18 protein-coding genes are annotated in these 20,380 nt (G+C 66.1%); 2 read left to right on the forward strand and 16 right to left on the reverse strand.

All coding sequences use genetic code 11. From position 1 onward, the window contains the following. Window positions 1-19: 19 nt before the first annotated feature. Both HWY45_RS18235 and HWY45_RS18240 read left to right on the forward strand, forming a co-directional pair. On the forward strand, window positions 20-1,204 hold the full coding sequence (locus HWY45_RS18235) for a YcaO-like family protein (protein WP_059885410.1): 1,185 nt from the start codon (window positions 20-22) through the stop codon (window positions 1,202-1,204). 76 nt (window positions 1,205-1,280) lie between these two features. Continuing rightward, window positions 1,281-1,871 carry a TfuA-like protein gene (locus HWY45_RS18240; protein WP_170304043.1) on the forward strand — a complete coding sequence of 197 codons (591 nt, stop codon included), beginning with the start codon at window positions 1,281-1,283 and terminating at the stop codon, window positions 1,869-1,871. Window positions 1,872-2,077: 206 nt separating this feature from the next. On the opposite strand, the gene HWY45_RS18245 is transcribed toward HWY45_RS18240, so the two are convergent. The 16 genes from HWY45_RS18245 to HWY45_RS18320 all read right to left on the reverse strand — a co-directional run bounded on the left by HWY45_RS18245 (window position 2,078) and on the right by HWY45_RS18320 (window position 20,363). After that, window positions 2,078-2,752, reverse strand: a complete 675-nt coding sequence (locus HWY45_RS18245) for a TetR/AcrR family transcriptional regulator (protein ID WP_059885407.1) — start codon at window positions 2,750-2,752, stop codon at window positions 2,078-2,080. Between the two features lie 257 nt (window positions 2,753-3,009). Continuing rightward, window positions 3,010-4,422: an NAD(P)/FAD-dependent oxidoreductase gene (locus tag HWY45_RS18250; RefSeq protein ID WP_414143470.1), complete on the reverse strand. Its 1,413-nt coding sequence runs from the start codon at window positions 4,420-4,422 to the stop codon at window positions 3,010-3,012. Between the two features lie 85 nt (window positions 4,423-4,507). Further along, window positions 4,508-5,188, reverse strand: a complete 681-nt coding sequence (locus HWY45_RS18255; protein WP_059885403.1) for a c-type cytochrome — start codon at window positions 5,186-5,188, stop codon at window positions 4,508-4,510. Further along, a complete protein-coding gene (locus HWY45_RS18260) occupies window positions 5,189-6,607 on the reverse strand; it encodes a flavin monoamine oxidase family protein (RefSeq protein ID WP_150998966.1) in 1,419 nt (472 codons plus the stop codon). It lies immediately after the preceding gene. 151 nt (window positions 6,608-6,758) lie between these two features. Then, window positions 6,759-7,724 (reverse strand): WD40/YVTN/BNR-like repeat-containing protein, encoded by a 966-nt coding sequence (locus HWY45_RS18265; protein ID WP_059885398.1) that lies wholly within the window; start codon window positions 7,722-7,724, stop codon window positions 6,759-6,761. 31 nt (window positions 7,725-7,755) lie between these two features. Then, complete coding sequence (locus tag HWY45_RS18270) at window positions 7,756-8,043, reverse strand: beta propeller repeat protein (RefSeq protein ID WP_059885396.1); 288 nt, start codon at window positions 8,041-8,043, stop codon at window positions 7,756-7,758. A gap of 32 nt (window positions 8,044-8,075) precedes the next feature. Next, the gene (locus HWY45_RS18275) at window positions 8,076-10,436 is read right to left on the reverse strand and encodes an efflux RND transporter permease subunit (protein WP_059885394.1); all 2,361 of its coding nucleotides are present in this window, start codon (window positions 10,434-10,436) and stop codon (window positions 8,076-8,078) included. 17 nt (window positions 10,437-10,453) lie between these two features. Beyond that, the gene (locus HWY45_RS18280; protein WP_059885392.1) at window positions 10,454-12,289 is read right to left on the reverse strand and encodes a DUF1302 domain-containing protein; all 1,836 of its coding nucleotides are present in this window, start codon (window positions 12,287-12,289) and stop codon (window positions 10,454-10,456) included. A gap of 78 nt (window positions 12,290-12,367) precedes the next feature. Then, entirely contained in the window at window positions 12,368-13,735 is a 1,368-nt protein-coding gene (locus tag HWY45_RS18285) for a DUF1329 domain-containing protein (RefSeq protein WP_059885390.1), read from the reverse strand. 303 nt (window positions 13,736-14,038) lie between these two features. Continuing rightward, entirely contained in the window at window positions 14,039-14,452 is a 414-nt protein-coding gene (locus HWY45_RS18290; RefSeq protein ID WP_059566868.1) for a RidA family protein, read from the reverse strand. Window positions 14,453-14,469: 17 nt separating this feature from the next. Beyond that, window positions 14,470-15,303: a phytanoyl-CoA dioxygenase family protein gene (locus HWY45_RS18295; protein ID WP_059885388.1), complete on the reverse strand. Its 834-nt coding sequence runs from the start codon at window positions 15,301-15,303 to the stop codon at window positions 14,470-14,472. Window positions 15,304-15,601: 298 nt separating this feature from the next. Beyond that, the gene (locus HWY45_RS18300) at window positions 15,602-16,576 is read right to left on the reverse strand and encodes an NAD(P)H-dependent flavin oxidoreductase (protein WP_059810959.1); all 975 of its coding nucleotides are present in this window, start codon (window positions 16,574-16,576) and stop codon (window positions 15,602-15,604) included. Between the two features lie 166 nt (window positions 16,577-16,742). After that, a complete protein-coding gene (locus tag HWY45_RS18305) occupies window positions 16,743-17,435 on the reverse strand; it encodes a TetR/AcrR family transcriptional regulator (RefSeq protein WP_081069925.1) in 693 nt (230 codons plus the stop codon). A 48-nt stretch (window positions 17,436-17,483) separates the two neighbouring features. Continuing rightward, entirely contained in the window at window positions 17,484-18,176 is a 693-nt protein-coding gene (locus HWY45_RS18310) for a hypothetical protein (protein ID WP_059885386.1), read from the reverse strand. 34 nt (window positions 18,177-18,210) lie between these two features. After that, window positions 18,211-18,867, reverse strand: a complete 657-nt coding sequence (locus HWY45_RS18315) for a c-type cytochrome (RefSeq protein ID WP_059885384.1) — start codon at window positions 18,865-18,867, stop codon at window positions 18,211-18,213. 11 nt (window positions 18,868-18,878) lie between these two features. Next, window positions 18,879-20,363 carry a flavin monoamine oxidase family protein gene (locus HWY45_RS18320; RefSeq protein WP_059885382.1) on the reverse strand — a complete coding sequence of 495 codons (1,485 nt, stop codon included), beginning with the start codon at window positions 20,361-20,363 and terminating at the stop codon, window positions 18,879-18,881. Window positions 20,364-20,380: the final 17 nt, after the last annotated feature.

The raw sequence follows: 20,380 nt of genomic DNA on the forward strand, positions 1-20,380 counted from the left end.
GTTGAACTCGAGTCTGAGAATGCGCTCGCTCGACGAGTCGCTGGCGCTGGTGCGCTCGGTTGCAGGCGAATACGGCATTACTCGTGTGACGAACACGACAGCCCTGGACCGGATCGGCATTCCTGTCTTTGCAAGCATCCGCCCCAATGCGGTGCCTGGTTCGCTCTGCGTGAGTGCCGGCAAAGGCCTGCTGCCGGCGGAAGCAGAGATGGGGGCATTCATGGAAGCGATCGAACTCGCATCGTGCGAGTTCGGACGATCCGGCATCGGCTTCGCGCCGGTGACGGTTGAACGAATGCTTGATGGTTATGATGCACGGGTGACGATGGCCGATTTCGCCCCCCTTCTCGGGCAGCGATTCGACAGCAATGAACTCATCGCATGTACGCCTGGAGAAGAGGTGCTGTCCGGAGAGACGGTGCTGGTCCCGTCGGAACTCGTCTTCTCCCCGTTTGACGACAATCCTTTTGCTACGAAATTCGGCAGCAGTTCGGTGGGACTCGCATCAGGAAACAATCTGCTGGAAGCGTCGGTTCATGGTCTGGCGGAGTTAATCGAGCACGATATTGCGTCCTTTGGCTTCGTACGTGACGAATCCTGCCTGGTCAGGCTGGACTCCGCTCCAATGCCGATCAAGCGGCTGCGTCAGCTCTGCGAGGATGCCGGCTTTTCGTTGTATCTACGCCATACGCCGAATGCATTCGGCCTGCCCTATTTTCGCGCGACACTGTTCGACAACACGGATGACGCTCCGCTGGCCGTGTGCGCCGGGTACGGCTTACATCCCATTCGGTCGATTGCGGCGGTGCGCGCCATGACAGAGGCCGCGCAGTCACGCCTCACCGCCATTCACGGCGGCCGTGACGATCTGACCAAACGCCTCGAACATTGGCCTCAAAGCGCACGCAAACAGGAGATCGAGGCAATTTCCGCCCTGAGAACCAAGGAATCCAACGCCGACAATGCCGTTGATTTCGCGAACATCGTGGATCATGAGCAGCATGTTACGTCGCTGGAAACGGCGTGGGACTATATGGTCGACGTGTTGCGGGAACGAAACCTGTCCCAAGTAGTGCGAATTTGCCTGAGCCAGGCATCGGACCCGTTCCAGGTCGTACGAATCATCGTGCCGGGCCTGGAAGCCTTCTCACCCGAACACATGCGGATAGGACGACGTCTCCATGACTACATCATGTCGTTGTAGTCAACTTTACATGTTTGTCGGTCCGACAGCGGTGGGCAGCGTGATAGAAACGAAATCGACTCCGGAGATAACGTTCATGCCCCCTGTCCGACGCGGCGACATCGCGAAACTTATCTCCTCCCGTCAGACTCCTGCGACCATGGCGATTGTCGACGGGACATATTTCGCCTATCCGGCAGTTGGACATATTGAAATTCGCGATGCGATACAGCGTGGATGGGAGGTCTGGGGACTATCGTCGATGGGTGCGATTCGTGCGTTTGAAATGCGCGACCTGGGGATGAGAGGCTTCGGGACGGTGTATGAGGAATTCTTCAAGCAGATCGATTTTCAGGATGACGAAGTAGCGCTTATTCATGGCGATGAAGCACCCTATGTTCCGTTGAGTGAACCGCTGATTCATCTTCGCCGGTGCCTCAAGAGCTTCGTTGTTCGTGGACACATAACCGAAGCCGCGGCGATCGCGATCGCCGCGGCGCTCAAGAGCGTCTGGTTTGGAAAGCGGACCATTGCCCATTTCGGCGCATTGCTCGAATCGGTACCCGGCGGAATCAGTCTGACCTATCGCGAACTGGTTTCAGAGGTAGACGCTCATCGAGTCAAGCGAGAAGATCTCGAGCGGTTCATACGCGAAAGCCCCTGGATGTGCCAAGGCCAGCCCTCTTGAAAGTGTCCGCCGTGCGGCAACCCCTACACCATGACTGCTACGCCGGGCCGGTGACGCGACCATTTCAAGCGTCGCGCGCTCGGTCAGACCAGGGCCGCTGCTCCGGCACCGCGTGAAGGAGATCAGCTTCGAGGCCGTTGCCGGCGCGAGAATGTGCGAGTTGTCCTACGCCTTGTCCAGCGCCGTCGCTTCGACGTTTTCCGCCGTTATTTCCCGGCGCCGTTCGACGACTTCCCATACACGATGTAACGGGCGGTCTCCATGAATTTCGCGTCGAGCGCCGGCGCATGCCGCCCGACGCCGGCCTGAAAGGCCAACCCGTCGGCCATCGAGATCAGCAGCGTGGCGACGTGCTCGCTGTCGGCCTCACTGTGTTCCGGATTGACGGTACGCACGAGTTGCGCGAGTTCGCGCGTGAGCGTCGCATACCAATCGTCGACCAGCCGGCGGCACTCTTCGTCGATCGCCGCGAACGAGAAGAAGTGCGCCCACAACGCCCTGTACTGGGCATCCTTCGCGTCGCGCAGCGCCCGTTCCATGAGCGCGTCGAGCATCTCGCGCGGCGACGCGTCGCTTTCCAGCGCGCGCGTCAGGTCGTTCAGATACATCCCGATGGCCGGCTCGATCACCGCCCGCAACACGGCCAGCCGCGTCGGGAAGTAGTACTGGAGATTGCTGACGCTGATCCCCGCCGCAGCGGCGACCGCGCGCTGCGAGAAATCGAGGGCGCCGCCTTCGAGCAGGAGTTTTCGCGCGACGCGGACGATCTTGTTGCGCGTGCGCAGGCCCTGGGCTCGCAAGCCGTCGGTACCCTCTGCCGCGGGCGCTGCGCTCGACGTGCGCCGTTTCCTGCTGTTGCGCTGCTCAATTGGCACTGTCATCGCTTTCCGTCATCGTGTAGGCGCTACGGCCTCATGGTAGTCATCGCACCGGCGCTTCGCCGAAGCGCCGATGACTATACCCGATGCCTCACGCATTTTCCAACAAACCCCTTACACCCGGCCGGCGTGCCCGGGCGCGTACCCGGGCGCGTGATTGGGCGCGTGATTGGGCGCGTGATTGGCCTGCGTGATTGGCCTGCGTTGGACGCGCCGGGCGGACGCGCCGGGCGCCGGCCCGCAGCACGCTCGCGATCGCGTCATCCGCGGCGCGCAGCCGCGTCGCGCACCTTGCGGTTCACCCGGCCGTCGAGCATGTTCGCCACGCCCAGCACCCCGTTGATCGCGCACCATCGCAACGGCTCGGGCAGCGTCGCAGGCGTCTTGTGGCGCAATGCCGCGAGCAGCGGATGCTCGGCGCCCCGGATCCGCTCGGCCAGCAGTTCCCCGACCAGCGACTGGGTCGCGACGCCATGCCCGGAACACCCGGCGGTGTAGAGGATGTTTCCGTGTGCGCCGGTTTCGCCCACTACCGGCAACGCATCGCCGGCCAGGCTGATATAGCCGCTCCAGCACGCGCGCACCGCCACGCTGCCCAGTTCGGGAAAACGGGCGCCGAGCGTATCCTCGAGCGCGCGATACGCGTCGTTGTCGGGCACGTTCGGCGTCTGCGAACCGTAGACGTAGTGGATCCGCTTCGTCGTCAGCACGAGCGTGTTGCGCACCGTCAGGCGATGGCTTTCCATCGTCAGGTGCGAGGTCACGATGCCTTCGCGCCCCGGCCAGCCGAGCGCCGCCAGTTGGGCCGCGGACAGCGGCTCGGTCTCGAGCGCGGACACCCGCATCGGCATCACCTTGTCGCCCAGCAGGCCGAGCTGCGGCGTATACGCGTTGGTGGCGAACACGAGGAACGGCGCGCTCGCGCTGCCCCGCGCGGTGTGTGCCTTGACGACCGCGCCTTCGGTATACGACAGCAGCGGGGAATGCTCGTAGATCTTCACGCCCGCGCGCAGCGCCGCGCGCCGCAGCCCCATCACGTACTTGCCGGGGTTGAGCGTGCCGCCGTGCGGCATGTGGAAGCCGAACAGGAACGCCGGCGGGATGCCGCGCGCGCGCATCGCGGCGTGATCGAGGAACGTCGCCGGCGAACCGAGTTCGAGGCCGGTCGCCATGCTCGCGCGCAGCCGCTTCTCCTGCGACGCATGCACGCCGGCGCGGATAATGCCCGTCGCCAGGTAGTCGCACTCGATCCCGTATTCGCCGAGCTTGCGTTCGACGTAGGTGACCCCTTCGTCGTAGAAGCGGACGATCTGCTTCGCCCGCTCGCGTCCCACGCGCTTGACGAACAGCTCGTATTCGAGCCCCTGCCCGCCGGCAAGGTAACCCGCGTTGCGCCCGCTCGCGCCGAAGCCCGCGAACTCGCGTTCGAGGACGACCACGCGCGCGCCGCGCGCGGCAAGCTCCAGCGCGGTGGACAGGCCCGCGAAGCCGGCGCCGACGACGATCGCGTCCGCGTTGACCTCGCCGTCGAGCGGCGGCTGCGGATCGTCCGGCGCTTCCACCCATCCGCCGAGCGGGCGGTACGTTTCCGGCACTGCACTCATTCTGATGCCCTCCTTCGGGCGAACCCGGAGCGCGGCCGCGCCCGCGGCCGTCGGCGCTCCGGTCGCCATTGCCCCGGCCGCGCGTCGCGCGCGGCCATGTCCTCCCCGGCGTCCGTATCTTGGCGAACGCGCGCCGGGGGCCTCGGAATTGCCCCTAGCGGGCCGCGACGTCACCCTGCCCGGGCGACACGCTGGCCAGGTAGTGCGCCACGGCCCGGATGTCGTCGTCCGACAGCGTCGCGGCCACGCCATTCATCGCGCCGGCCGGATCCTTGCGTTCGCCCGTCTTGAACGTGGCGAGCTGGGTCGCGAGGTAAATCTCCCCCTGGCCCGCAAGGCGCGGCGCCTGATCCCTGCCCATCAGCGTCGCGCCGTGACACGCCTGGCAGCTCCTCGCCTCGACCAGCGCGTTGCCCCGCTTCGCGAGCGCCGCGTCGGCCGCGACGGCCTCGTTCCGGGTCGGGGTCTGCCGCGCAAAATAAGCGGCCAGCGTCTTGATCTGCCCGTCGTCGAGATCCCTCGCCAGCGGCCCCATGGTCGCGTTGTGGCGCGCGTCGGCGGCGAACGCGCGCAGCTGGGCCGCGAGATACGGCTCGGGCTGGCCGGACAGCGCCGGATACCATGCATTGAGCGACTGGCCGCGTGCGCCGTGACAGAAGAAGCAGGTCTCCTGCGGCCGCGGCCACGGGCCGCCGTTGGCCTGCTCCGCTGCGCCGATCTGGCTCATCGCCTTTTCGAAACGCATGCCGTCCAGGATGTCGCGCCCGTGGAGCACGCCCGCGCCGGCCAATCCCATGATGGCAACGACAGCGCCAATGATCATTGCGCGCTTCATTTACACCCCCACGCCGCGTTGTGCCAGCTTGCCGAGCGCCTGCAACGCCGCGCGATGCCCGGAGCGCACCGCGCCGTCCATCGAGCCGGCCCAGATGTCGGCGGTCTCCGTGCCCGACCAGATCAGGCGGCCCACCTCGGGCTGCAGGAACTTGCCCCATTTCGTCCAGAAGCCTGGCGGGATCGGATGGATGCACTGCAGCGTCCACGGATCGACACGGCCCCAGTCGAAGTCGTGGAATTGCGTCGGGCGCAGCGCCTTGTCGCCAAATGCCTTCGCATAGATCGCCGACAGCGTCCGCTCCGCCGCGTTGCGCTCGCTCGGCAGCGCCCCCGGCGCGACGAACGCGCTCAGCACGCCGACAGAACCGTCCGGCGGCGAGTTGTCATAGGCGAGGAAGACCGGGCCGCCGACCTGGTAGATCTGTCCGCAGTAGCCGTCGTCGCGCCAGAACGGCCGCTCGTAGACGTGCACCGTCTTGCGCATCGGCGCATTCGCGGGCCAGCGCTTCTGCAACTGCGAGCGCCCTTCCGGCAGCGGCGGATCGAACGCGATCTGGTTGCACAGAGCCGGATTCAGCGCGACGATCACGCGGCGCGCGCGCACGACGCCCTGGTCGGTCTGCACCTCGACGACGTCGCGATCCCAGCCGGAGATCCTGCGCACGGGGCACGACAGCCTGATCTTGCCGCCGAATTCACCCGCCATCCTGGTGCTGAGCACCTGCGAGCCGCCGACGAAGCGCGTTTCCTGCGCGCCGCCCTTGATCGATTCGAGCTGATCGTAGTTGCAGCCGGCGCTGTTGATCACCGACAGGTAGTGCAGCAGGCCGAGCTGCGCGGGCGCGCCGCCGAGCGACAGCTGCGCGGCCAGCGCGATGAAGTACCCGTCCTCGTATTTCACGCCCTGCTTCGCCAGCCATTCGCCGTACGTGAGCTTGTCGAGCTCCGCCGCGCGCTGCGCATTCCACGGCGCGCCGGACGGCACGCCGCGCGCCAGTTCGTCGAGCTTCGCGGCGATCGCGCCGTCGCCGCCCGTGCCGCCGTGCAGATCCTGCGCGACCCGCGCGTCGCCTGCCAGGATGACGGACTTGCCCGCGTAGTAGGTCGGAAACGTATCGACCCCGAGTTCGCGGGCCAGGTCGGCGATCGCCGTCTGGCCCGGGCCGATCCACTGGCCGCCGGCCTCGGACACGACGCCGTGGCCCAGTTCGTGATTGAAGGTTCGCCCGCCGACGCGGTCGCGCGCCTCCAGCACGACGAACGAATCGCACCCCGCGCGATTCAGGTCGCGCGCGGCCGTCAGCCCCGCCAGTCCCGCGCCGATGATCACGACGTCCAGCACGCCGCGGCTCGCGAGCGCCGCCGTGTCGCCGGCCGCCAGCGACACCTCGCCCGCGGCCAGCGACACGGCGCCCATGGCCGCGAGACGAAGGACCTGACGCCGGCCCTGCGTCTCGGGTGTGCGCTTCCGATCCGGCTTCCTTGTTCCAACGATTTTCATCGTGTCTTTCCTTGCTCTCTTTTTTATCAGGATCACTGATTCATCGATGCAGAAACGGCCGCCCCGCTCACGGCGATGCGAGCACGCCATCCTGCGAAAACAGCAGCGGCTTGCCGCCCGCATCGACCAGCGCGGCAGTCAGCGTCGCGCGATCCGCGCGCTGGACGACCTCGATCGACGCGCCGTTCGCGCGCTGCTTCAACACCAGCCCGTCGAGCCCGACCGCAAGCAGCCCGGTCCCCGTCGCGACGAGATCGGTGATCGAGCTCTTCGTCTCCGGGTTCAACGGCGCCCAGCTCGCCCCGCCGTCGCTGCTCTGGAACAGGCTGCCGAGCAGCCCGCCCACCACGATCCGGCCGTCGGGCAGCGCCACGCCCGTCCACAGCGAGCCTTTGCCGCCCGTCTGCAGGTAGCTCCAGTTCGTGCCGCCGTCGGTCGACTTGAGCACGGTCCCCAGCTCCGACACCACGTAGAGCGCGCCCTGGCGATCGGCGAAGATGCGGTACAGGTTACGGTCGGCCTTGCCGCCGCCCGGCGGCTTCGGCAGCGTCGTCCGCGTCCAGGTCTTGCCGCCGTCGCGGGTCTGCAGTACCAGCGACCACAGGCCGACCGCGATCCCGTCATGCGCGCTGGTGAAGATCACGGAGAACAGCGGCTGGTCGACCGACGTGTCGATGTGCTGCTTCTCCCACGTTTCGCCGCCGTCGGCGGTCGCGAGAATCACGCCCCACTGGCCGACCGCCCAGCCGTGCTGCGCGTCGGCGAAGGTGACGGCCGACAGCGTCGCCGACACGGGCACGCGCCGCGACTGCCGCCAGGTCTTGCCGTCGTCGTCCGACAGCAGAATCACGCCGTGCTCGCCCACGGCGACGATGCGCGCGCCCGCGCGCGTCGCGTCCGTCAGCATCATGCGGGCCGGTGCGGCCCACGTGTGCGCGGGCCGCGCGGCCCAGTCCGCGACCGTTCCGTGGGATTGCGCGAACGCCGCCGCGGCAGCGCAAAGCGCGGTACAGGCAACAAGAATCTTGATCATGGCTGGGTCTCTGTAGTGGTGTTCGCGGGCGTCAGTGGGTGAACAAGCCGCCCAAGCCCGACCTCGCATCGCCGAATGCAACCGCCGGCAGCGTCGCGGGCACCTGCTCGCGCGGCGCCCGCTGCCAGGTTTTGCCGTCGTCGTCCGACGCGAGCACGACACCGTGTTCGTCGACGGCGACGATGTGCGTGGCGGCGCGCGGAGCATGTGCGGGCGTCATGCCGGCCGGCGCGGCCCGGTCCCCGACCGATCCATGGAGGAGCGCGAATGCCGCCGCGGCGGCGCAAAGCGCGGTACAGGTGACAAGTGGCTTGTTCATGGAGGAATCCTCAGTAGCTGTGGGCGGCGACGTCAATGGCTGAACAGGCCCGGCGCGCGCGCCGGCTTGCGGCGCGGGAACCAGCGCTCGAGCACCGAGGCCAGCGCGGGCAATGCCGTCATCGCCATCAGCAGGTTGACGAGAAACATGAATGCCAGCAGCTTGCCCATGTCGGCCTGGAACTTCAGCGCCGAGAAGCTCCACGTCGCGACACCGATCGCCAGCGTGATCGCCGTGAAGATCGTCGCCACGCCCACTTCGAGCATCGCGTGCTGCACCGCCTTCACGATCGTCTGCCCGCCCGCGAGGTGCACCTGCAGCCGGTTGTAGATGTAGAACGCGTAATCCACGCCGATGCCCACCGCCAGCACCATCACCGGCAGCGTCGCGACGGTCAGCCCGATCTGCAGCTCCTTCATGAACCAGTAGCCGATGAAGGTCGCGACCGACAGCGGCAGGCAGCACGCGAGCATCGCGCGCCAGTCGCGATACGCGAGGAACACGAGGATCAGGATCGCGGCGTACACGTACAGCATCATCGGCAGCTCGCTCTTCTCCACCTCGTCGTTGGTCGCCGCGAGCACGCCGGCGTTGCCGGCGGCAAGGCGGACCGTGATGCCGGGGAACGGATGCGACGCGCGGTATTGCTTCACGTCGTCGAGGATCCGGTTGATCGTCGTCGCCTTGTGATCGGTCAGGAACAGGTGCACGGCCGTCATGCTGCAGTCGCTTTTCATGAAGCCCTTGATGCGGCCGGCATCGACCGACACGGCCCCGTAGTTCTCGGGCGCGATCGGCACGACGTTCATCTTCGGGTAATCCTCGTTGTAGCCCTGGTCGTAGGTGCGCAGCATCCCCGAATACGACTGCACCGACACGACGCCCGGCTCGGTGCGCATGGCCGCCGCGAAGTCGTCTTCATACAGCCCGACCGCCGGGTTGTCGCACGCCTTGCCGCTCGACTCGATCGCGACCGTGAGCCAGTCGAGGCCCATGTCGTAATTGCCTGCGATCGACGTCGCGTCGCGGTTGAAGCGCGCGTCCGCGCGCAGCTCCGGCGCCCCCGGCTGCAGCGTGCCGATCACGCGGTCGCGGCTCTGCCACGCGGCCAGCGCGAAGATCGCCACCGTCAGCGCCACGGTGAGCGCCGCATACTTCGGCTCGGCCACCCGCGCCAGCACGCGCAACGGTTTCGCGCGCTGCTGCGCGCGCGTCAGCGACTTGTCCGCATAGGCCTTCGAAAAGTTGAAGCAGGACGCGGCGACCGGCAGCAGGATCAGGTTCGTGACGATCTTGTACGCGACGCCCAGCGACGCGGTGATCGCGAGCTCGCGCACCATCGGAATCGGAATCAGCAGCAGCGTGATGAACGACACGAACGCGGTGATCAGCGCGAGCACGCCGGGGATCAGCAGGCCGCTGAAGCTGCGCCGCGCCGCTTCGTACGAGCTGTGCCCGTGCGAGATCTCGCGCACGATGAAGTTCACCTGCTGCACGCCGTGCGATACGCCGATCGCGAACACGAGGAACGGCACCAGCACCGCGAGCGGATCGAGGCCGAAGCCGAGCAACTTCAGCGTGCCGAACTGCCAGACCAAAGACGTCAGCGAACAGACGATCAGCAGCACCGTGAAGCGCACCGAATGGCAGTACCAGTAGACCGCGAGCGCGGTGAGCAATAAGGCGATCCCGCAGAAGCCGAGCACGCCGGTCGCGCCGTCGGCGATGTCGCCGATCTGCTTCGCGAAGCCGATGATCTGGATCTCGTAGCCCGCGTCCTCGAACGGCTGGCGGATCTGCTGTTCGAGCAGCCGGTTGAACGCGACGTAGTCGAGCACCTTGCCGGCGCGATCCCGCTCGTTCAGCTCGGCCGTGATCATCGCGCTGTCCTCGCCGTGCGACACGAGCGTGCCGACGTAGCCGCCGAGCGTCGTCGCACGGCGGATCTGCGCGACGATCTCCGGCGTCAGCTGGTCCGGCGTGATCGTTCCCGAGATGATCGGCTCCGCGCGAAACCCTTCGTCGGTGATCTCGTTGACGAACGCGTTCGGCGTCCACAGCGAGCGCACGCCGATCCGGTCGACGTTCGGCAGGTACGTCACCGCCTGGGTCACCTTGTACAGGCGCGTCAACCCGTCCTGGGTCCAGATCGGCCCCTTGCGCGCCTTCACGACGACGGTGATCCGGTTCGCGCCGAGCAGGTCGTTCCGGTATTGCTGGAACGTGCGGATGTACTCGTGGCCGATCGGCATCTGCTTCTCGAAGCCCGCATCCATGCGCAACTGCACCGCGACCACGGCCATCGCGGCGGTGAACAGCCCGATCGCCGCGAGCACGATCGCGCGGTGGCCGAAGAAGAATTTTTCCAGACTGCTGACTAAGCGATTAAGCACGACATGACCCCTTCAAGTCAGAAGTTCCGAGTGACGAACACGCCGACGAAATTACGATCCGCATAGGGCTGCCCGACCGTCTGGTGCCCGCCGAAGAACGCCGCGAAGTTGATGCCCGCCTGCCACTTCGGCGGGTTCTGGTTGAACAGCACGTAGACGTTCACCGATTTCATGCCCTGCATGTAGTTCGCGGTGAACGTCGGCGTGTAGCCGTAGAGCCCGGTGGTGAAGGTCACGCCGGGCGTCACCTGCCAGCCGTGGATCAGCGTGCCGTCATACGTCCAGTTGAAGTCGATCGTCGCGCCCACCGAGCTCGACGTGCCCTGCCCCGCCGTGATCGGGTAGCCGAGCCCCGAGTTGTTGTTCAGCCACGGGAAATAGCCGGTCGCCGGCACCTGCGTGACCTGCTGGCCGTTGATGTTGCGCGTCACGCTCGAGCCGAGGCCCGGGTAATAGATCCACGTCAGTTCCCAGGTCAGGTTCGCGGAATCCGCGCCGAGCAGCTTGAGGAACGGATACCCGCTGCGCGTCAGCGCCAGCAGGCCGTTCACGTCGAGCTGGAATTTCTTCTTGTCGACCCATTGCTGGCAGTTCGTCCCCGGCACGCCGTTCGTGTTCAGGTCGAGCGGGCCGCCCGCGCCGAAGCAACTCGACAGCGCGACCGCGTCGCGCGGCCGGTACGACAGTTCCGTGCCGATCGCCCACGGGCCGATGCCGAAGTTCGCGCTGGCGCCGAACAGCTGACGGTTGCCGAGGTACGACCACTGCGCGGTGCCGTTCGCCAGCGTCGACAGCACCGGGGACTTGTCGATGTAGTTGAGGTAGTAGAACGCGAAGTTCGCATCGAACGAGCGCGGCGAGAAGTTGAACTTCACGCCGAACTGCGGCCGGTATTTCGCGGGCAGCTGCGTCGAAACCGGAATGCCGATGTCGTTGAACGGCGGCCCGGCGTAGGTGCCGTTCACGAGCCCGTTCTTTATGCCGTCGAGTACGCCGGAGTTGCCCTTGTCGAGCCCCGTCAATCCCGCGATCGTGCCTGCGCTCGGGCCGGCCACGTTGAGGTTGTTGGTGTTGATCGTGAACGGCTCGGCGCCACGGCCGAACACGTTCGCCAGCGACCAGTACGAGCCGACCGGCGGATAGCGGTTGCCGTTCCACTGGAACTGGTAGTAGGCCTCGGTGCTGAACCCGTGGGACAGGTCCGCGGCCACGCTCAGCATCGGCGCGGGCAGCAGCGCCTGCTTGAGCTGCGCGCCCGGGATCAGCAGCTTCTGGGTGTCGAGCGAGTTGGTCGTGTTGATGCCGCTCTGCGCGAACATGCTCTCGCCCCAGTTGATCACCTGGTTGCCGAGCCGCACGTGCGCGTTGCGCCCGCCGATCGTGAAATCCTTCTGCGCCCACAGGTCGAGCAGTTGCGCGTTGTAGACGACCTGCGCCGACGCGGTGCTCGACAGCGGCGTCCTGGCCGTATTCCCGGCCAGGAAGTCGTACATCCCCGTGCCGCGCACCATGAACTTGAGCCCTTCGCTCGGCATTTTCAGCAGCAGTTCGCTGGTCGCGCTGATGTACGTGCTGAACGGCTGCCCTTTCCGGTAGTTCAGGTTGCCGTTGTCGCCGTAGCCCCACTGGTTGGTATTGGCCGCTGCGCCGCAGCCGTATGCGTTCGGATCGCCGGTAAGCGAGCAGCTCGGGCTCTTGGTGCGGATGCCCGCGCCTGCGGTGAGATTGGTCACCCACGAACCCTGGACAGCGCCATCCCCCATCGTGAAATCGTATCCGTATGCGCTCGACGTCGCCGCACCCAGCACGGCAATCGAAATTGTAGTACGCCTAATGACATGCTTCGCTTTCATCGCCCCACCTCACCCAAACCTGGATGCCGACGGCGCGCTCGCGCACGTCGGCTCTATTATTTATTTATGCAGCGCCCTTCAGCGATCGCTGACCGATCGCAGCGATTCCGCCGTGAAGAAATCGGCCTTGAAGCGCGGATCGTTGATCTGCTGATACCAGCGCAGGTCCTTGCCCTGGCCGATCGTCGACGAATCGAGCACGTAGCGTCCGTTGATCAGGTCGTATTGCACGAACGGCTCGTTGTCGCAGGTGCCGCCGAGTTCCCACACCGGGATCGGGTAGCTCTCGCGCACCTTCCACAGCTTGCCCTGCGCGTCGTAGTCCTCGCCGACGAGCGCGAGCCAGCTGTCCTCGTCGAGGTAGAACACCTTCTTCGACGCGACGTGGCGCGCGCTCGGCTTGACCGTCGCCTCGACCACCCATACGCGGTGCACCTCGTAGCGGCGGTGGCTGGCGGCGATGCCGTTCGGCGTCGCGACGTCACGCAGCTTCGCGTTGAAGGTGTACATGCCGAACGCGTTGTACGGCACGATCATGTCCTTCTTGCCCACCAGCTTCCAGTTGAACCGGTCGATGGGGCCGTTGAACATGTTCGCTTCGTCGATCAGGTACTGGTTCTCGAAACCGATCAGCGGCGCATCGTGCGTATAGGCCGGCATGCGCCGCACGCGCCGCTGGCCCGGGAAGTAGTAGTACGTTTCCGAGACCTTGTCGAAATACTGGCGCTGCACGAATGCCTGCCCGGCCAGCGCGGCCGGCGAGTTCGCCGTGAAGTACGCGGCCAGGCTGAGCTGGTCGACGTCCTGCGGCGAGTTCTTGCCGAGCTTGCCCGCCGGAAAGAAGAACACCTGCGGGCCGATCCCGTCGATCCATTCGCCGCCGCCCGGCCGGGGCGAAATGGTCGTGACGTCCAGCGGCCATTCGATGCCTTCGCCGCGATACCGCATTTCGTAGTTCAGGATCGCCTCGGCGCCGCTCTTCGGCTGCGGGAACGGCACGCCGGGCAGGATCGCCGACTGTAACGATTCGCCGTTCGACGCGAGCTTCGCCGACGTCAGGTTCGCCTTCGAGTTCTGCTCGACGGCCTCCGGGAACTGGCATTCGCGATGGGTCGGATAGACGTCCATCCGATAGCCCTTCTGCTGCTTGACGAGCTGGATCTGGCCCGGCGTGAGCTGGCTCGCGTACTTGTCGACGTTCGCGGCGTCGATCGAGTACAGCGGCTTCTCGTTACGATGCTTCCAGAATTCGCCGCGCACCTTGCCGTACTCCCAGCCGGACGGCGTCGCCTGCCTGCCGGCGAACGCGGGCACGGTGCCGTCCTTGTTCGCGCCGCGCTCCGCGCCGACCGGCGTGAGATCGTCCGCCGCCGCGGCTTCTCCGGCCATGAGCAGCAGGGCCGCCGCAATGGCCGTCACGGCTCCGAGTGTGTGCTTCTTCATCATGAGTCTCCTTCCGATTCCGCAATCATTCGCCGGTCACGTCATCGACGGACGGTCGGCGTTCGTTTCGAGCCGATTGTTCGGCCAACCGGCCAAGCCACTTTCCGGCGGCACCGCGCCGCGTTCCGATCGATCGTGAAGCCGTCGGCCGCAGCGCTCGATATCGTTCATATCAACAACTGAGGAGTACGACTTTTATCGATCGCACCATTCGATTCTGGTAGAGGGTGCATCTCACGCTGCATCTCACGCCATAGGCACTCCGCTGGATCGCGCCGGGCTTCGACCGCCCCGGCCATCGCCGGCTCAGGCCGCGCCCGATCCGGCCACCGCCACCGCCCGAATCTCGACGCACAGCCCCGGCAGCGCGAGCTGCGTCACGCCGACCGCGGTCCACGACGGGTAGCGGTCCGGGAAGTACTCGTCCTTGACGGCCGCGAAGCCCTCGGTTTCGCCCTGAAGATTCGTATGGAAGGTCGTCAGTTCGACGACGTCGGCGAGGCTTGCCCCCGCTTCCGCGAGGATCGCCTTCAGCGACTCGAAGGCGATCCGGGCTTGGCCCTGCACGCCGTCGGCCGGCTTCATGTCCGCGCCGATGCCGACCTGGCCCGACACCCAGATCGTGTCGCCCACGCGCGTCGCCGGCGCGAAATGGAAGGCGTCGTACCAGGCCTTGAACCCCGGAGGGATGATCGACTGCCGTTGGTTGTTCGCTGCCACGGATTGAACTCCTTTGTTCAGACGAGTTGACGGAAACAGGGTGCGCGGAACGGATCGCCTGCCTTGAGCGACGCGAGTTCCTCGGCGAACAGCACGCCCATCGTCGGGTAGCCCGAGATGCTGTTGTCGGGCAGCGGACTGAACACGGCGTCGTCGCCGAAGAAGCGCAGCACGAGCGTGCTTCGATCCGGGAAATCGGCATCGACCACGCCGCCGCCGTGCAGCACGCCGGGATGCAGCAGCAGCACGTCGCCCGGTTTCGTTGCCCACGAGATGACGTCGTACGCATTCGGATCGGCGCGGCGCTCGGCCTCGATGTCGGGCATCCGCGGCCACACGCCGCCGCCGTGCAGCGGCTCGGTGGGATCGTCGGGGTTCTGGAACGTCGTGCCGTCGTGTCGCGTGCCGCGATGCGACCCGCGGACGATCTCCAGCGCATTGCGCTTGGGAACGGCCTCGAAGCTGATCCACGCGTTGCCGAAGTGCATCCCCTGCCACGGCAGGTACGACGTGTCCTGGTGCCACAGCGAACGCGCGCCCTTGCCGCCCTTCTTCAGAAAGAGCTCCTCGGCGAAGTACCAGACGTTCGTGGAGCCCCACAGATCGGCGAACAGCTTGCCGATCGGAAGTTGGCCGACCAGTTCGTCGAGCCGTTCCTTCGCATACGGATTGGCGTTGTCGACGTGCGACTTGAACTCGCTGCCGTCGAGCAGCGTGGACGCCATCGGCCCGGGGTTTTCGATACCCCAGTCGAATGCCTGCCGGCACAGCGCCAGTTGTTCGTCGTCGAGCAAGCCTTCGATCAGAACCGCGCCATCCTCTGCGAAAGCCTTGCGTTTGGATTCATCCATCGGTTGTCTCCTGATGAGTCAAATGAGTGCCTTGTCACGGGTGTTTCTGGCTTATCTGTTTTAGAACGTATTGCCAATGTTAGGTCATGATGACAAAAATCAAAAAAAGAAAAAGAGAGGGTATTCCCTGTCCTGCACAGCATGTGATTCGGGGCGGCGACAGGCGATGCGACGCCGACGGCAGCGCACCCGCGCCCGTCACCGGATCAGGAAAACGTGAGTGAACCGGCACGCGGTGCGTGCCGATGTCGGGAGGAATCGAGACGGCGCATGCCGCCTCGACCGGCGTGTCGCGTCGCTAGCCGACGATCCGCGCCAGGCGGCCGCCGATGATCTCGGTCGCCTCGCCGACGATGCGCTCGATCAGCGCCTTGACCGTCGGAACGTCATGGATCAAGCCGGCGACCAGGCCGCATGACCATGCGCCGACGTCGACAGCGCCCTCCTTCATGACGCGCGGATACACCCCGGCCACTTCGTCGGCGATGTCCTCGAACTTGATGCCCGCGCCGAGTGCGCCTTCCTTCTCGAGAATGCGGTCGACGGCGGCATTGCGCAGCACGCGCTCGGTATTGCGCAGCGGACGCATCACGAGGCGCGTATCGCGTTCCGTGGCGGCGACCAGCGCCTGCTTCACGTTCTCGTGCACGGGCGCCTCCTGCGTGGCGACGAAGCGCGTGCCCATGTTGATGCCGTCCGCGCCCAGCGACAGCGCCGCCGCCAGCGAGCGGCCGTCGGCCATGCCGCCGGAGGCCACGAACGGAATCTTGAGTTCGTCTGCGGCGCGCGGCAGCAGGATGAAGTTGGGAACATCGTCCTCGCCCGGGTGGCCCGCGCATTCGAACCCGTCCACGGAGACGGCGTCGCAGCCGATGGATTCGGCTTTCAGCGCGTGGCGAACCGACGTGCACTTGTGGATCACCTTGACGCCCGCTTCCTTGAGCGGCGCGAGGTAAGGCTGCGGATTGTTGCCGGCGGTTTCCACGATCCTGACGCCGCCTTCGATGATCGCGCGGATATAGCCGGGATAATCCGGATGACTGACGGTCGGCAGGAAGGTCAGGTTCACGCCGAACGGCTTGTCGGTCATCTCGCGGCAGCGCCGGATTTCGGCGGCCAGATCGTCCGGCGTTCGCTGCGTGAGGCCCGTGATGATGCCGAGGCCGCCCGCGTTCGAGACGGCCGCCGCGAGCTCGGCGAACCCGACGTAGTGCATGCCGCCTTGAATGATCGGATAGTCGATGCCGAAGAGCTCGGTGATCCTGGTTTTCATGATGCGTTCCGTTTGCGTTGGTGACGAATACGCCGTAACGCGCGCACGCGCGTTGCGGCATTGAAATGCCCCGCCGCGCAACCGACCGCGCCGGGAAGATACGACGACAATCCGAACGGGGATGCAACCGGCCGTTCGATGGCATGCCGCCGAACGCGGCGCACCGTCACTCAGGCATGCGATCGAACACCGCATGCTCGAAGTAGCTGGTCAGCACCGCGTCGGCCAGCTCGTCGGTGATGCGCTGCGGATCGACGGCGCAACCGAACTGCACGCCGTCGCACAGCCCCATCAGGCCGATCGCCAGCACGTCCGCCGGCAAATGCAGCGGCGCGCCCGCGCGTTGCGCCAGACCCGTGACGTAGCCCTTCACGCGGTTCTGCCGTTCGCGCAGCAATGCGTTGAAGTGCTCCCGGAACACCGGATCGCGAACCGCGTGCAGCTTGGCTTCCGCCCACATCAGGAACGAGCCGTGCCGGCGAACGCTTTGCCGATAATGCGCGAGCGCCATCCGCTGCATCTCTTCGCGCGTGCCGCCCGCGTCGAGCATCCGTTGCAGTTGCGCGTCGAGCTCGTCGCTGTCGCGCCTGAGCAGTTCGAGCAACAGCTCCGTCTTGTCGCGGAAGTTCGAATAGAACGCGCCGCGCGTGTAGCCGGCTGCCGCAGCGATCTCCTCGATGCTCGCCGTGGCGTATCCCTTCGTCGAGAAGATTTCGTGCGCGGCGCACAGCAGGCGTTCGCGCGTCCGATCCCGCTTCTGCGAGCCCGTCAGGCGCGCGGATTTCGCGGGTTCGATCTCGGCCGCAGCCTGCGGCGCACCGGGCCACGATGCAGGCAATTCGATACGAGGTTCACTCATCATTTTCGGCGGGCCGATACGTTCCCGCTGTCCCGACGATATGCGTGCTCACGCAAGGCGACGATGCGGATCCCGGGCCGAGCGAATTTCCCCGGCGCTCGCCGTCCGATTGGCGCGCTCCAGCGCGCCATACGCGTAATAGAGCACGACCGTGACGTACGACCACGTGACCAGCGCGAGCACGAAGAAATTGAACACGACGTTGTGCGCGTCGCCCGGTATCGGATAGAAGTCGTAGATGCAGGCGATCGCCTGCGATGCGACCAGCGCGACGGTCGTGGTCATCGCATGGAACAGCTGCCCCGCGCGCAACAAGCGCCGCACGAAGTAAGCGAGGTAGATCGACAGGAGCGCCCACATGACGACGTAGAAGTACGGCAACACCTTGGCGACGAAACCGGCGCCCACCAGCACGGCGGTGCCCGCGAAGGACATCGCGAACAGTGCGACATCCTGGCGCGCGGTCGGCTTGTAGCCGTGCGTCACGGCCATCAGCCCCGCGACCGCGACGATCGGCATGCCGAACCCGCGCGAGAAGGCATCCAGCACATGCGAGACGAGGCCCGAGATCTCGAAACCGGTCGCGAAATAGATCAGCGCATTGGTCGAGGAAACCGTCACGATCAGCCACTCGAGGCCGAGCAGATAGTTGCGCTTCTTCAGAAACTTCACACCGTAGACGCACGTCGTCGTCGCCAGCAGCCCGCTGGCCAGGCAAAGCACGAAAGTTCTATGGTCCATGACTAAACTCCCTCTCCCGATTGCACTGGATTGATCATTGCTTCGCCGGCTTGACGCTCGCCAGATAGTGGGCAACCGCCTTGCGGTCTTCCGGCGACATGGCCGCGGTGACGCGCTGCATCGTGCCGGTGGATTCGACGCGCGTGCCCGCGGCAAACGCGTCGAGCTGTTTCAGCACGTAGTCGGCGCCTTGGCCGGCGAGGCGCGGAAACGGCCCCTGCCCCATCAGTTGCGCGCCGTGACATGCCGCGCATGCGTTGTCCTTCGCCAGCTGCTCGCCGCGCGCCTTCAACCGGGCATCCGGCTCGAAGAAGCGATTCTCGGCGGCGGTCTGCTTCGCGTAGTAATCGGCCACACGCTTGATCTCGGCATCGCTCAGCGACATCGCGAGCGGGGCCATGAACGGGCTGGTCCGCTGTCCGGCGGCGAACCTGTGCAGTTGCTCGGCGACGTATGAGGCCGGCTGTGCCGCGAGGCTCGGATAGCCCTGATGCAGCGAATTGCCGTTGACGCCGTGACAGGCGAGGCACGCGTCGACCAGGCGCGGCCACTGGCCGCCGTCGGCCTCGTCGGCCTGCGCGGACGTCGTGACGAAGCGCTGCAGGCGATAGAGATCGAGGAGACCGGGCCCGTAGATCACGAGGAGGACCGCGACGATGGCGGCCACGGCGAGCAGGATGCGTTTTTTCATGTCCGCTCTCCTCATGCCCGACGCAGCGCATTGAGCGCCTGCAGCGCGCCCTGGTGGCCCGAGCGCACGGCGCCGTCCATGTAACCGGCCCAGATGTTCGCGGTTTCGGTACCCGACCAGATCAGGTTGCCGCACGGCGGCCGCAGCGCTTCACCGTGCGCGCTCCAGAAACCCGGCGGAATCGCCGACACGCAGGTGATCGTCCACGGGTCCGCCTGCCCCCAGTCGTGATCGTGGTAATCCACCGGGGACAACGCGTCCTTGCCCCATGCCTGCGCATAGAGTTCCGCCAGCATGCGCTTCGCTGCCTGCACGTCCGACGGCAGCAGCGCGTTCTTGACGAACGCGTTGACGACGCCGATCTCGCCGCCCGGCGGCGAGTTGTCGTAGGCCCAGATGATCGGCCCGTTGAACTGGAAGACATGGCCGTTCAAGCCCTTGTCGCGCCAGAACGGGCGCTTGTAGACCATCGCCGTCTTGCGCGCCGGCGAATGAGCGGGCCATGCGCGCTGCAGCGCGGCACGCTTTTCCGGCAGCAGCGGAGTGAATTGCACCTGGTTGCACAGGGCCGGATGGATCGCCATGATGACTTTCCGCGCGCGCACCACGCCCTGGTCCGTGTGCAGCGTGACGACGTCGCGATCCCAATCGGAGATCCGCCGCACCGGCGACGACAGGCGCACCTTGTCGCCGAGCTGCCGGGCCATCTTGTCGCTGAGGATCTGCGAGCCGCCGACGAAGCGGGTTTCCTGCGCGCTGTGGCGGATGGCGTCGAGCTGCGTGTAGTCGCAGTCGGCCGAGTTGATCATCGACAGGAAATGCAGGAGGCCCATCTTGGCCGGCATCACGCCGCCGGAGAGTGCGATCGACCCGTTCCAGCTCGGCCGATCCTCGAGCGGGATGTCCTGCGTGGCCAGCCATTCGCCGACCGACAGCTTGTCGAGCTCGGCAAGCTTCGGCGATTTCCACGGCGCGCCCGAAGGCACGTCGCGCGACAGCTTGCTGAGCTTGGCGCCGACGGCTTCGTCGGTGCCGAACGTGCCGTTCAGGTCGATCTCCACGCGGCCGTCGCCGCCGAGCACGACCGTCTTGCCCGCGTAGTAGCTCGGGAAGGTGCCGACGTCCAGCTCGCGCGCGAGATCCGCCACGGCTGTCTGGCCGGGCCCGATCCACTGCCCGCCGACTTCGCTGACGTAGCCTCCGCCGATGTCGTAGTTGAGCGTCCGCCCGCCCACCCGGTCCCGCGCTTCCAGCAGCAGGAACGACTCGCAGCCGGCGTGGCGCAGGTCCCGCGCGGCGGTCAGGCCGGCCAGCCCCCCGCCGACGATGACGACATCGAGCACGTCGCCCGGGTTGCCGGCCGCTTGCGCGGCGCCGGCGTTCGCCCGGGCCGCGCCCATCGCGATGCCGGCGGCGGCAACCGACGTACCGGCGTACTTGAGCCATTGCCTTCGCTGCAAATCGGCCGAACGGTTGGGTGGAGACTTCTTTGCCATGGTGTCTTTTTTCTCAT

Source organism: Burkholderia stagnalis (assembly GCF_902830275.1).
Classification (GTDB): domain Bacteria; phylum Pseudomonadota; class Gammaproteobacteria; order Burkholderiales; family Burkholderiaceae; genus Burkholderia; species Burkholderia stagnalis.

Bases quoted from the DNA above. Each gene is read 5' to 3' on its own strand.
- HWY45_RS18285 (WP_059885390.1), bottom strand. From the start codon at position 13,735: ATGATGAAGAAGCACACACTCGGAGCCGTGACGGCCATTGCGGCGGCC.
- HWY45_RS18265 (WP_059885398.1), bottom strand. From the start codon at position 7,724: ATGATCAAGATTCTTGTTGCCTGTACCGCGCTTTGCGCTGCCGCGGCG.
- HWY45_RS18260 (WP_150998966.1), bottom strand. From the start codon at position 6,607: ATGGGCGCCGTGTCGCTGGCCGCGGGCGAGGTGTCGCTGGCGGCCGGC.
- HWY45_RS18300 (WP_059810959.1), bottom strand. From the start codon at position 16,576: ATGAAAACCAGGATCACCGAGCTCTTCGGCATCGACTATCCGATCATT.
- HWY45_RS18235 (WP_059885410.1), top strand. From the start codon at position 20: ATGCGCTCGCTCGACGAGTCGCTGGCGCTGGTGCGCTCGGTTGCAGGC.
- HWY45_RS18250 (WP_414143470.1), bottom strand. From the start codon at position 4,422: ATGGCGACCGGAGCGCCGACGGCCGCGGGCGCGGCCGCGCTCCGGGTT.
- HWY45_RS18280 (WP_059885392.1), bottom strand. From the start codon at position 12,289: ATGAAAGCGAAGCATGTCATTAGGCGTACTACAATTTCGATTGCCGTG.
- HWY45_RS18240 (WP_170304043.1), top strand. From the start codon at position 1,281: ATGCCCCCTGTCCGACGCGGCGACATCGCGAAACTTATCTCCTCCCGT.
- HWY45_RS18295 (WP_059885388.1), bottom strand. From the start codon at position 15,303: ATGGATGAATCCAAACGCAAGGCTTTCGCAGAGGATGGCGCGGTTCTG.
- HWY45_RS18310 (WP_059885386.1), bottom strand. From the start codon at position 18,176: ATGGACCATAGAACTTTCGTGCTTTGCCTGGCCAGCGGGCTGCTGGCG.
- HWY45_RS18270 (WP_059885396.1), bottom strand. From the start codon at position 8,043: ATGAACAAGCCACTTGTCACCTGTACCGCGCTTTGCGCCGCCGCGGCG.
- HWY45_RS18255 (WP_059885403.1), bottom strand. From the start codon at position 5,188: ATGAAGCGCGCAATGATCATTGGCGCTGTCGTTGCCATCATGGGATTG.
- HWY45_RS18320 (WP_059885382.1), bottom strand. From the start codon at position 20,363: ATGGCAAAGAAGTCTCCACCCAACCGTTCGGCCGATTTGCAGCGAAGG.
- HWY45_RS18315 (WP_059885384.1), bottom strand. From the start codon at position 18,867: ATGAAAAAACGCATCCTGCTCGCCGTGGCCGCCATCGTCGCGGTCCTC.
- HWY45_RS18305 (WP_081069925.1), bottom strand. From the start codon at position 17,435: ATGAGTGAACCTCGTATCGAATTGCCTGCATCGTGGCCCGGTGCGCCG.
- HWY45_RS18245 (WP_059885407.1), bottom strand. From the start codon at position 2,752: ATGACAGTGCCAATTGAGCAGCGCAACAGCAGGAAACGGCGCACGTCG.